The 11,730-nt window shown below is 43.5% G+C and carries 11 protein-coding genes; 2 read left to right on the top strand and 9 right to left on the bottom strand.

Features of this window, described 5'->3' with window-relative positions; translation table 11 throughout:
- The first annotated feature begins 4 nt into the window (after positions 1-4).
- Entirely contained in the window at positions 5-682 is a 678-nt protein-coding gene (locus GFC28_RS00415) for a response regulator transcription factor (protein WP_044742197.1), read from the top strand.
- A complete protein-coding gene (locus GFC28_RS00410; protein ID WP_082063528.1) occupies positions 679-1,743 on the top strand; it encodes a sensor histidine kinase in 1,065 nt (354 codons plus the stop codon). The genes GFC28_RS00415 and GFC28_RS00410 overlap by 4 nt, the downstream gene beginning before the upstream one ends.
- Before the next feature lie 39 nt (positions 1,744-1,782).
- On the opposite strand, the gene GFC28_RS00405 is transcribed toward GFC28_RS00410, so the two are convergent.
- The 9 genes from GFC28_RS00405 to GFC28_RS00365 all read right to left on the bottom strand — a co-directional run bounded on the left by GFC28_RS00405 (position 1,783) and on the right by GFC28_RS00365 (position 11,703).
- Positions 1,783-3,576: an ATP-binding protein gene (locus GFC28_RS00405; RefSeq protein WP_082063550.1), complete on the bottom strand. Its 1,794-nt coding sequence runs from the start codon at positions 3,574-3,576 to the stop codon at positions 1,783-1,785.
- Positions 3,576-4,292 carry a response regulator transcription factor gene (locus GFC28_RS00400; RefSeq protein ID WP_044742195.1) on the bottom strand — a complete coding sequence of 239 codons (717 nt, stop codon included), beginning with the start codon at positions 4,290-4,292 and terminating at the stop codon, positions 3,576-3,578. The genes GFC28_RS00405 and GFC28_RS00400 overlap by 1 nt, the downstream gene beginning before the upstream one ends.
- Before the next feature lie 627 nt (positions 4,293-4,919).
- Positions 4,920-6,098, bottom strand: a complete 1,179-nt coding sequence (gene ccsB / locus GFC28_RS00395) for a c-type cytochrome biogenesis protein CcsB (protein ID WP_044742194.1) — start codon at positions 6,096-6,098, stop codon at positions 4,920-4,922.
- Entirely contained in the window at positions 6,082-7,737 is a 1,656-nt protein-coding gene (resB, locus tag GFC28_RS00390; protein WP_044742193.1) for a cytochrome c biogenesis protein ResB, read from the bottom strand. The genes ccsB and resB overlap by 17 nt, the downstream gene beginning before the upstream one ends.
- A gap of 13 nt (positions 7,738-7,750) precedes the next feature.
- A complete protein-coding gene (resA, locus tag GFC28_RS00385; protein WP_044742192.1) occupies positions 7,751-8,272 on the bottom strand; it encodes a thiol-disulfide oxidoreductase ResA in 522 nt (173 codons plus the stop codon).
- A gap of 111 nt (positions 8,273-8,383) precedes the next feature.
- A complete protein-coding gene (gene rluB, locus GFC28_RS00380; RefSeq protein WP_044742191.1) occupies positions 8,384-9,121 on the bottom strand; it encodes a 23S rRNA pseudouridine(2605) synthase RluB in 738 nt (245 codons plus the stop codon).
- Positions 9,122-9,435: 314 nt separating this feature from the next.
- Entirely contained in the window at positions 9,436-9,969 is a 534-nt protein-coding gene (locus GFC28_RS00375; protein ID WP_044742190.1) for a spore maturation protein, read from the bottom strand.
- The gene (locus GFC28_RS00370) at positions 9,969-10,562 is read right to left on the bottom strand and encodes a nucleoside recognition domain-containing protein (RefSeq protein WP_044742189.1); all 594 of its coding nucleotides are present in this window, start codon (positions 10,560-10,562) and stop codon (positions 9,969-9,971) included. The genes GFC28_RS00375 and GFC28_RS00370 overlap by 1 nt, the downstream gene beginning before the upstream one ends.
- Positions 10,555-11,703, bottom strand: a complete 1,149-nt coding sequence (locus GFC28_RS00365) for a D-alanyl-D-alanine carboxypeptidase family protein (RefSeq protein WP_044742188.1) — start codon at positions 11,701-11,703, stop codon at positions 10,555-10,557. The genes GFC28_RS00370 and GFC28_RS00365 overlap by 8 nt, the downstream gene beginning before the upstream one ends.
- Positions 11,704-11,730 lie beyond the last annotated feature (27 nt).

Genomic DNA, 11,730 nt, shown 5'->3' with positions numbered 1-11,730 from the left:
ACGTATGACAAAGTTATTGATTGTGGATGATGATGATCATATTCGCGAGCTTTTGAAAGTTTTGCTTGAAAGTGCGGGGTTTGAAACTTATGAAGCGGCTGACGGTCGGCAGGCGCTTCGATTGCTAGAAACCGTCAAAATAGATCTGGCCATTCTCGATATTATGATGCCGGTAATGGACGGCTGGGAATTGTGCGAAGAACTTAGGCATTTTGCCGATATCCCCATTTTAATGCTTACCGCTAAAGGCGAGACATCACAAAAAGTGAAGGGGTTTGAGCTGGGGGCGGATGACTACTTAGTCAAGCCTTTTGAACCAATGGAGCTGATAGCAAGGGTTAAAGCCTTGTTGAAACGCTACCGCATCGCGAATTCGCACACAGTGCAAGCAGGAAGGCTGTTGCTTGATGAGAAAACTTACACGATCACGTGGGACGATTCTATGCTCACGATTCCGAAAAAAGAATTTGAGCTTTTATTCAAGCTAGCGAGCTATCCTGGAAGGACACTATCAAGAGAGGAATTAATTGAAGAGATTTGGGGCTACGATTATGAAGGCGATGAACGAACCGTCGACGTCCATATCAAACGGCTGCGCGAACGATTTTCTGAAGAAAAGAGCGGCTTTAAAATCATAACTGTCCGCGGCTTAGGCTACCGCTTAGAGGTGCAGCAGCCGTGAACAAGCGTCCTTCCATCTTTCTTTTCATATGGCGTTTTTTCGTTTTTTTCGTCGGGATCTTTTCGTTAATTTCTTGTTGGACGATCGCTTTTTTCTTAACGAATTACTTGTACCGCCATTTTCATTACCACCCGTCCAATTATGTGCGCGAGCTGATGAATTTTATCATCGGCCTTTTCATTCTCGGAATAGCCGTTCAATTTCTTGAGAAAATGGGGGGATGGCGGGCAAAACAAATAGAATTTTTCCATTCCATGAAAAAATCATTTGAACAAATTGCCAACGGAAATTTTAACATCAGGCTTGAATCCATTTCGCCGCACTCTCCGTTTAATGAGCTTGTAGAAAGCATTAACCGAATGGCCCAAGAATTAAGCGAAATGGAACAGCTGCGGCAAGAATTTGTTTCCAATGTCTCTCACGAAATTCAATCGCCGCTAACATCTATTATTGGCTTTATCCATGCGTTGAAAAATGACAAGCTCAGCGCCGAACAGCGTGCCCGCTATCTTCATATTATCGAAACTGAGAGCAAGCGGCTGTCGAAATTAAGCGATAACCTTTTAAAGCTGACCTCGCTTGAATCAGAGCATCATCCATTTGAACCGAAAAAATACCGGCTGGACCAGCAGCTAAAAAACATTGTGCTTGCTTGCGAGCCGCAGTGGCTAGAAAAAGCCATTGACATCGATATCGTGCTCGATAAAACCGAAATTGTGGCGGACAAAGATTTACTCGATCAAGTATGGATGAACTTGCTCCATAACAGCATTAAGTTTACTCCCCAAAAAGGAAAACTTTCGATCAGTGTGTCTCAAAGCGGGCAAAAGATTCAGGTCGCTGTCTCCGATACAGGGATTGGCATGTCTGAAGAGGAAAAAATGCATATGTTTGAACGGTTTTATAAAGCAGACCGCTCGCGAAATCGCTCTGAAGGCGGAAATGGCTTAGGACTTGCAATTGTCAAAAAAATTGTTTCCATGCATCACGGCGACATCAAAGTCGAATCAACGAAAGGAAAAGGAACCACCATTTTTGTTTCTTTGCCGTCCGGCAAGTAAGTGCAAAGGGTGTCTGAAAAGCGAATGTTTCAAACGCTTTTAGACACCCTTTGTTTCGTTCAGCGGCAACGTAAACGTAAACGTTGTCCCCTCGCCGAGCTTGCTATGAGCATGGATCGTACCTTTATGCGCCTCGATAATATTTTTAGCGATGGCAAGCCCCAGCCCTGTGCCAGAACGTCCGCGAGTACGTGCCTTATCCGCCTTGTAAAAGCGCTCAAATACAAATGGTAAATCCTCCTCAGGAATGCCTGATCCCGAGTCCTGCACATGAATGGATACCCCTTCTCCCGTTTGTTCGACCACCACCTTCACCATGCCGTTCTCCTCTGTATGGCGAAGGGCATTGTCAATCAAATTGGTCAATACTTGTTCGATGCGATCCGGATCCATGTTTATATGCAAATCTTCACTCTGAAACTCTGTAGATAAATCAATTTGCTTTTCTTTCGCTAATCCTTGAAATTTGCGAGTCACCCGTTCAATGTATGGCCGAAGCTGAACATCTTCATAATTGAGCGTAATATGTCCGGCTTCCATTCGCGCCAAATCCAATAAATCATTGACAAGTCGCCCCATTCGCAACGATTCATCATAGATTACCTTTGCCATTTCTTTTTTCTCTTCATCTGTTGCCGCAATGTCATCAATGATGGCTTCGCTATACCCTTGTAGCATGGCAATAGGGGTGCGCAATTCATGTGATACATTGGCAATAAAATCCTTGCGCAGCTTGTCCAAGCGGCGCTCTTCCGTCATGTCCCGCAGCATCGCTACGGCTCCACGAACAGCGGTTTGATTATAAAGCGGCGTCATTAAAATCACCCATGTCCGCCCTTGCAGCGTCACCTCTGCCACCTGTCTTGTTTCTTCCTTTACCACGCGGGCAAACTGCTCTTTTACTTGCGGCGGCAAGGCTGCCATGGCTTCACTTTCATTTCCTTGTTCAAAATACCAAGCCTGCAAAAAACGCTCAGCGGGCGGATTGGTAATTAAAATTTCCCCATCGCGATTGAATGTGATGACCCCATCTGCCATGCTGCTTAAAATACTAGCCAGCTGCTCTTTTTCTTGATTAAGGGCATTAATATTAAACTGCAAACGCCTTCCCATCTGATTAAACGCCATCGCCAATTCCCCAATTTCATCATGCGTTAGAATCGGGACTTTGGTGTCAAATTTGCCGCGCGCCACTTCAAAAGCGGCTTGCCGCATTTTGCGCAGCGGCGCGGTAATGCGCGTGGACAAAAAAAACGCAAATACGGTTGTCATGACAATGGCAATAAACGCGGCCAGAAAAATGAGCTTTTTCGTTTGCTGGGTCGTATCCTCCACGGCGTTCAGCGACTGGTAAACAAACACGGCGCCGTGCTTTCCATCGTTCAAAGCAACAGGCACGCCCACAATCAACCATTCATTATAACGGTCTTCTTTTGTTTGAAGACTAGGCAAATAGGTTTTCTTTTTCACTTGCTTTTGCTTTGTGATGACTTCGCGAAGCTCTTGATCTTCTTCCACAAATGATATCGGCAAATCACGGATCTGTGAGCTAGCCGGCAAATACCAATAGTGAGTTTTATCCGCGACAATGATTGCTTTGGATGTATTTCCCACTAGGGTTGCCGCAATCGAACGGGCAAGCGCTTCATCCCGATGCTCCTGCATCACTTCTGATACTCTGACGGCTAGCTGTGTAAGCTCTTTTTCTGCCTCCTGCACATAGTAGGTTTCGAAAAACTTTAATAATAGAATGGTTAAAATGAATAAAACACAGGAAACGAGAAGCAAAATAGTCGCCCATAGCTTCCCGACGACGCTCCGCAAAAACCACATCATTCATTCACAACCTCAAATTTATACCCCACTCCCCAGACGGTGACAATCATCTTAGCAGCGGCTGGGGAAACCTTATTCAATTTTTCACGAAGCCGCTTAATGTGTGTATCTACTGTACGTAAATCGCCAAAAAATTCATAATGCCACACTTCCTTTAACAACTGCTCGCGATCAAATACTTTATCAGGTGATTTAGCTAAAAATAGCAACAGCTCATATTCCTTTGGCGTCAAGCTGACTTCTTTTCCATCAGCCGTCACGCGATGGGCATCATTATCAATCGTTAAGTGTGGAAACACAAGCACATCCTTCGCTGTTGTATCCGTTTGGACATAAGTCATATTGGCTGCACGGCGAAGCAAAGCTTTGACTCGTAGCACGACTTCGCGCGGACTAAACGGCTTTACAATATAGTCATCCGTGCCGGCTTCAAACCCTTGCACGCGATTCGCTTCTTCTCCTTTAGCGGTCAGCATAATAATCGGTGTTGCCTTTTTTTCACGTATTTCTCGACATACTTCTACGCCGTCCTTACCCGGCAGCATTAAATCAAGCAAAATTAAATCATAATCATTTTCCAACGCTTTTTTGAGGGCATCCCCCCCATTATCAGACTCCTCAATCACATACTCCTCACGTTCTAAATACATCTTTAGCAAACGGCGAATCCTCTCTTCATCATCAACAACTAAAATTTTGATTTGTTTATCCATATTGAACATCCTCCCTTGCTCACTATTTTACAAAAACCGCACCATTTTATCTATATAAATACAACTTAAAGATGGAACGAATGGCATCTGCAAAAGCCAATGGTTGAAAATCCTCGTAACGAACGCGCCCATAAAAAACAACTTCACTCTCCGTACTCAACTCAATGCAAACCTGTCCAGTTGGAGCAGCCAAAAGATGTTCAGGCGAAAAAATCTTGAACAAACTCCCCATTCATGAGAAGATGCGGCTGATGCTTCCAAAAAACATAATGCCATTTTTTTAATTAAAACCAATCGGTGATTGTCCTCGGTCATGCCAGCGTATGTGAAAACACCGATATCGGCTATCGCCTGAACACTTAGGAACAAATGCCGACGCGGTAAGTTGTGTCGGTTAAAATCAATGCGAGCTGACTACAGACTCCGCCCCCTTTTTTCCCCCTATTCTTTCTGTCCATTGAAGCGTTGTCATTATTCATTTATGTCGATTAGTTCACTTCGACCAATACCACCATGAATAAACGGGAGTTTCTTCTATAATTATAATATGTTGTCCCGAAACCACTATCCAAAAACAAGAAAAAAAGGATCCCTTGCGAGGATCCCCTTTTTCGCTGATGCTTATGATCAAGCATAAGAATGCAATCCAGCAATAATCAAATTGACCGCAATGAGGTTAAACATAATAATCGCAAAACCGATGACCGCAAGCCATGCAGATTTTTCCCCATGCCATCCTCTGGATAAGCGCAGGTGTAAAAACGCCGCATAAAAGAGCCATGTGATCAGCGCCCATACTTCCTTCGGATCCCATCCCCAGAAACGTGTCCAGGCAATTTGCGCCCAAATCATGGCAAAGATCAGCGCTCCAAGTGTAAACACAGGAAATCCAATCGCAACTGCACGATAGCCAATCTCATCGGTTAAATCTAAATTGACGTTTTTGACAAATGGCTGTAGCGCAGCAGCAACACGCTTCCGCAATAGGAGACGCAGCAGCAAATAAAGCACTGCACCGCCAAATAATGACCAAATGACAGTATTCAGCTTTTTGGCATTAATGATGGCCGGCATTTCCACAAGCGGCTTTAGACGATCCGCGCTCTGCTTTTCCAGAGTCCATTGATGCGGACCGACAAGCGCTGGCATTTGATACACCACTTCTTGCGTTTCCTTATTTTTATTAACCCATTGAAATTTGGCTTCATAATCAGCGAGTCCAAAAGCACTAGAAACCGCGACAAACCCGAGAGTCGTAATCAAGCAAAATAGCACAAATTCCAGCCAAAATGTCCGTTTGGATGGTCTGGACTGATCGACTACACGAATCAAATAAATCAACCCTGCCGCAAAACTAATCGCTAATATCGCTTCTCCCGCAGCAGCGGTTGTGACATGAATATATAGCCAATCACTTTGCAGCGCCGGAATCAGCGGTGTAATTTCCCGCGGAAACATGCTGGCATAAGCGATCACAAGAAGAGCAATCGGTAGTGTAAAAACGCCAAGAATGCTTGTTTTATAAATGAAATAAACGATAATAAATGCGCCGACAAGCATCATTCCGAAAAAGGTAGTAAACTCAAACAGATTGCTGACAGGAGCATGTCCAGCCGCAATCCATCGCGTAATAAAATATCCTACCTGAGACAGAAAGCCTACAATGGTAATCACAATCCCAATCGTTGCCCACCGATTCGTTTGTGGTCGATCTTTTTTATGGCGAATCGTTCCACTGAAAAAAAATGTGCCAATTAAATACAGAACGAATGCGATATATAGCAACGTACTACTTAGTTGCGCCATTCCCTTTTCCCCCTTGCGCTTCTTTCTTCTCTTCCTCCGCCTGATCGATCGGCATCATTAATCCCGTTCCTTCAATAATCGCTCTCACTTCATTTTTCAGACCAAACCAGTTTTTATTGGTATGAGCAGCTAGCAACACTTCCCCGTTAACGATTTTAAGCCAAATGCGGCGATGATTCCAATACATTCCCTGAATAACGCCAATCATAAAAATGGCTCCGCCGACTCCTAAAATCCATAAAGTAAAATCTCGGCGTACCGTCAGCGCAGATACATTTCTTGTCTCCACGTCAGCAAACGCCATTTTGTATTTGTTATCACCAAACGGTTCAATCGTCTGGCGAATTGCCACAAAGCTTATCTCTCCTTTTGGCTTGTCCGGTGCATACATTTTAAAAACAAAAGCCGGGTTGTTAGGAACTCGCGATTTTGTCGCCGGGTTGCCATCATTGTCAAAATAAAAATCAGGAAAGTAGCTGAGCAGCTCCACCCGATAACCCTTTCCTAAATCATAGGATGGCTTCGGATTGTTTAAATCGATTGAAAGATTTCCAAATACGGTTTCTGTTTGCTTGTCAATCAGCTCAAAGGACATTTTGTTCAATTCATTCATCTTAAAATCTACTTGGTACAATGCATAATGGTCATACTTAAGCGGGTCGTTGACACGAATGTGATATTCTTTCACTTTTTTTAGCTTCGGTTCTTCACCGGGCACAGTGGGACCTACTCGCTTATATAGCACCGCAGTTGTTTGATAGGTTTTCGCCACCATTCCGCTTCCGACACGATCAATTGCTTCATTAAAAACTGGATTGGATTTTCCTTTTTCATATGTTTCAAAAATAAATTTTTCATTTTTCAAAAAATACCGACCGTTTGTTCCGGGAATTTCTTTTGTTTCTCCCTCGCGAATCCAAAGTACCTCATCCACATACATGCCTGGTACAAAACGAAGCATGGCGCCAATCAAGAAAATGATAAGTCCGATATGGTTGACATATGGACCCCATCGCGAAAATCGGCCTTTTTCTGCCAAAATATTACCGTTTTCTTCGCGGACATGATAATGCCGCTTCGCCAAACGCTGCTTGATGGTTTCTAAAAAAGATTCGTCCTCCATTCTTGTTGCGCTAAATAAGCGCTGACGGCGCAAAAATGATTCATGGCGTGTCACCCCCTGCTTTTTTAGTGCACGATAAAGAGGCACAACTCGGTCTAAGCTACAGATCACAAGCGATACCCCGATGGATGCAAGCAGCAGAATATACCACCATGAACCATACAAATTATCAAACCCTAGCTCATAGTATAGCTTTCCCGCCCAGCCATATCGGTCCTCATAATATTCGCTAGGCGTCACATTAGGCGGTAAATACATTTTTTGTGGAAAAATCGTGCCAATCGCCGAAGCAACCAGTGTTATCACAATGAGCCAGACTCCGACCTTGACAGACGAAAAGAAATTCCAAATTTTATCAACGATTGTTTTGTTATAGGTTTGAGAACGCCGGGCGCTTCCTTCATAGCGCATATCCAGCAACGGCTTCGCCGTATGCTCCAGCGGCTTTCCGCAAGATTCGCATAACACGGTACCATATGGATTAACGTGGCCACATTCGCATTTTACTTGTTCCATAATCAAAAACTCCCTACGGTTTAATGCTTTCCATGTATTGTTTAATCATTTCTTCTGTCATGGATCCGGTAATAATTTTCGTAATTTTTCCGTCTTTATCGATTAAAAATGTCGTTGGCAACGGGTCAATACCATAAGCGTTCATGACTTGGTCCTCACGGTCAATGACAACGGGAAATGTCAATTGATACCGGTCTACAAATTTTTGCACGCTTAATTTCGGCTCCCCTACATTCACCGCCAGCACTTCGACTCCTTGCTTTTTAAAGTTTTCATACTGCTGGTTAATGTAAGGCATTTCCTTTTCACACGGCTTACACCATGTGCCCCAAAAATTCAAAAACACGCCTTTTCCGCGATATTCAGATAGACGGTGCTTTTTTCCTTGCAAATCTGTCAATACAAAATCAGGAGCCTCTGCACCAACCTTGACCTCTGCTTTTTCCATAAAAAAGTTTGAATAGATGGTATACCCAACCGCTCCTAGCAATACAATTAAAATCACGGTTCGTAAAACAAGTCGCTGCTTTTTCATCACATTAACTCTCCTAAGCAAAAGATATTCCACCTATCATTATAGCAATATTCACTATATTCATAATGAAAATTCTATGAATGTTATGTGACAAATGAGAAAAGTTTTCGGTTATTTGTGAATGCCGTTCCCAGATAACGCAAGGGCGCGCAGCTGCTTCACTTCATGCGGGGATAGTTCGCGATAATCGCCAGGATTCAATCCTTTTAAATCGAGAAAGGCATATCTTTCCCGTTTCAATTTCATAACCGGACAGCCGATTGCTTCAAACATGCGGCGCACTTGACGATTGCGTCCTTCATGTATGCGAATCTCAATGACCGCTGTTTTCTTCCGCTTATCCAATGAAAGCATTTTCACTTTTGCCGGTGCGGTCATCCCATCCTCAAGCCAAATTCCTTTTTCTAGCTGCTTTAACTGGGCCCTCGCCGGAATTCCTTTAACCTTCGCCACATATACCTTCTCGATTTCGTAGCGTGGATGCATCAGAAGGTTCGCAAAATCACCGTCGTTTGTTAATAATAAAATACCGGATGTATCATAATCTAAGCGTCCAATGGGATAAATTCGTTTATCAATATCCTGGAAAAAGTCAGTAACAACCTTTCGGCCTTTATCATCTTGAACGCTTGAAATCACACCGCGCGGCTTATAAAGAAGATAGTATACAGGCTCTTCTCTCTCGACCGGAATCCCTTCCACTTCGATTTTATCTTGAGGACCTACCTTTAAGCCAAGCTCTGTCACCACTTTTCCATTTACTTTTACTTTTCCATGTAAGATAAGCTCCTCAGCTTTTCGGCGTGATGCAATTCCAGCATGTGCAATCACTTTTTGTAACCGTTCCATCATTTTCACCTCTTCAACCATCTTACTCTTTTCGACAAAAAGATACAAGTACGAGATTGTAGACCACGTCTATGCCGACTTTGTCTACAACTATTTGGCCTCATTCATTTATGGGAATGTTTCATATTTGACTGTCTTGAAAATGCTTGGTAGACAAAAAACACATTCGAATGAAACGATTAATCGGGCCAAGACCATTCATAAGCGAACGGGCAAAAAGAAAGGGTTCGTCAACAGTCTGGCAGGTACACCATCCTATTTTTATCATACCTTTGTTTTTTCAAGCAAATAAAAAAGCAGCCGAGCCGGCCGCTTTATCTTCCAAATACGAGCAATATAATGATAAAGGATACAACAAAACTCAAAATATCAGCTAAAATTCCGACCTTTAGCGCATCCCCCATTTTACGGATGCCGACAGCCCCAAAATAAACGGTCAGAACATATAATGTCGTCTCCGTGCTGCCTTGAATTGTTGAAGCAAGTCTTCCTACAAATGAATCAGGGCCGTATGTTGCAATTAAATCTGTCGTCATCCCTAGCGCCGCTGTTCCTGAAATCGTCCTTACCATGGCTAATGGCACCACTTCTGCAGGAAGACCAATCGCTTCAGCTAATGGCTTGATAAATCTCATCATATAATCTAAAGCGCCGGATGCACGAAAAATAGAGATGGAGACAAGCATACCGACTAGATAAGGAATAATCGAAACAGCAATGGAAATTCCCTCTTTGCCCCCTTCAACAAATGACTCATAGGTAGGTATTTTTTTCCATGTGCCATATAATAAAATAAAACCAATGGTGAGCGGAATCAGCCACAGCGAAATGATTTGAACAATCTCCATCATCGCTTTCCACCTCTTGTTCGTCTCCAATAATAATAGCGATCAATGAAAATCGCACCTATCGTTGAAATCGCTGAGGCAACAAGAGTCGTTCCAATAATTTCCCCCGGCGCTGATGATTCATAGGTCATGCGGATCGAAATCACTGTGGCTGGAATCAATGTAATTCCCGACGTATTCATCGCTAAAAATGTCACCATTGAACGGCTGGCTGTGTCGCGATTCCCATTGAGTTTCTTTAATTCCTCCATCGCCTTAATTCCCATCGGCGTTGCTGCATTTCCAAGGCCAAACATATTAGCGATCATATTCGAAACAATATATCCCATTGCCGGATGATCCGCCGGCACTTCTGGAAATAAGCGGCGGACGAGCGGCTTGCATAGATGTGCCAGCTTCGTAAGCAAACCTGCATGCTCAGCAATTCTCATCAAGCCAAGCCAAAACACTAAGATACTTATCATTCCGATGCTGATGGTAACCGCTTCTTTCGCTCCTTTGAATACCGCTTCATTCACTTCATTCATGGTTCCGTTAAACATCGCAAAAACAATTCCGACGAGTGCCAGCATAGCCCAAATAAGATTAACCATTGCCGCCCACACCTAAAAAGAAAACTTGCTTCCAAACTAGTTCAGCAGCGTCCTTTGACGTTTGACGCAAAGAAGGCTTATATAAAAGCGGCACTTCATCTACTGCCTCTCCATTCAAGTACAGAGTGGCCTTACCGACAATTTTGGGAACGAGTTCTTGATCCTTTTTCCATTGCTTTTTTGGACGAATGAGTTGAACATGGAGACGCAGCTTTTTCATTTCTTTGTCAGTAACCGGATATCGCAAATCGCGAGTGGCCTGAATATGATAGCGATAAAAGCGATCGTCCACTTTCCGACCCATTTTTTTGCTGTTTATTTTTGCCACCACATAATGATCAAAGCCATATTCGTACATAGAAATATGATCATTCCAATCGTCAGGGGCATTCAGTGTCACGGCAATTAAATTCAATCCTTCTTTAGAAGCAGTCGTGACAAGCGTTCGCTTCGCCTTCTTCGTATATCCTGTTTTTCCGCCCGTGCAGTATTCATAAAGGTTCGTTAGTAGTTTATTTTTATTGCGCCAGATACGGTCCCATTTTTCATCAGGGTTTGGCGCGCGATATGTTTTCGTCCCGGAAATTTTGCGAAACTCTTTATTTTGCATAGCATAGCGCATTAATAATGCCATATCATAAGCGGTTGAGTAATGATCCTCCGAGTCATCAAGACCGTGCGGATTGGCAAAATGCGTATTTTTCATTCCTATTTCCAGCGCCTTTTGGTTCATTAAAAAAACAAACCCCTCAACACTTCCGCCCACATGCTCAGCGATAGCGACAGCGGCATCATTACCAGAACGGAGCATCAAACCATAGACAAGATCGCGCAGCTTGATTTTTTCCCCTTCTTTCAAATAAACGGATGACCCCTCTGTTCGCACTGCACGAGAGCTCACCGTAACGGTATCATTCATTTTTCCTGACTCTATCGCAATAATCGCTGTCATAATTTTGGTAATGCTAGCGATACGCCGTTTCGTAAAAGCATCCTTTTCAAATAAAATGCGCCCAGAGGATTGCTCCATTAAAATCGCACTTTGCGCACTAACTCCTTGGGCCTCCGCTCGCATCGGAATACATGAAAAAATCACCGCAAGTGCTATGATGAACATCATCCATCGTTTCTTTTGCTCCATGTAATCCCCATCCCTTTTGCCGTTTTG

It is taken from the genome of Anoxybacillus sp. B2M1 (assembly GCF_001634265.1).
In the GTDB taxonomy this organism is placed as follows: domain Bacteria; phylum Bacillota; class Bacilli; order Bacillales; family Anoxybacillaceae; genus Anoxybacteroides; species Anoxybacteroides rupiense.
This window is presented reverse-complemented; position numbering and strand designations above follow the sequence as displayed.

Coding starts and splice junctions, on each gene's coding strand:
- GFC28_RS00415 (WP_044742197.1), top strand. CDS start 5: ATGACAAAGTTATTGATTGTGGATGATGATGATCATATTCGCGAGCTT.
- GFC28_RS00405 (WP_082063550.1), bottom strand. CDS start 3,576: ATGTGGTTTTTGCGGAGCGTCGTCGGGAAGCTATGGGCGACTATTTTG.
- GFC28_RS00400 (WP_044742195.1), bottom strand. CDS start 4,292: ATGGATAAACAAATCAAAATTTTAGTTGTTGATGATGAAGAGAGGATT.
- ccsB (WP_044742194.1), bottom strand. CDS start 6,098: ATGGCGCAACTAAGTAGTACGTTGCTATATATCGCATTCGTTCTGTAT.
- resB (WP_044742193.1), bottom strand. CDS start 7,737: ATGGAACAAGTAAAATGCGAATGTGGCCACGTTAATCCATATGGTACC.
- resA (WP_044742192.1), bottom strand. CDS start 8,272: ATGAAAAAGCAGCGACTTGTTTTACGAACCGTGATTTTAATTGTATTG.
- rluB (WP_044742191.1), bottom strand. CDS start 9,121: ATGGAACGGTTACAAAAAGTGATTGCACATGCTGGAATTGCATCACGC.
- GFC28_RS00375 (WP_044742190.1), bottom strand. CDS start 9,969: ATGGAGATTGTTCAAATCATTTCGCTGTGGCTGATTCCGCTCACCATT.
- GFC28_RS00370 (WP_044742189.1), bottom strand. CDS start 10,562: ATGGTTAATCTTATTTGGGCTATGCTGGCACTCGTCGGAATTGTTTTT.
- GFC28_RS00365 (WP_044742188.1), bottom strand. CDS start 11,703: ATGGAGCAAAAGAAACGATGGATGATGTTCATCATAGCACTTGCGGTG.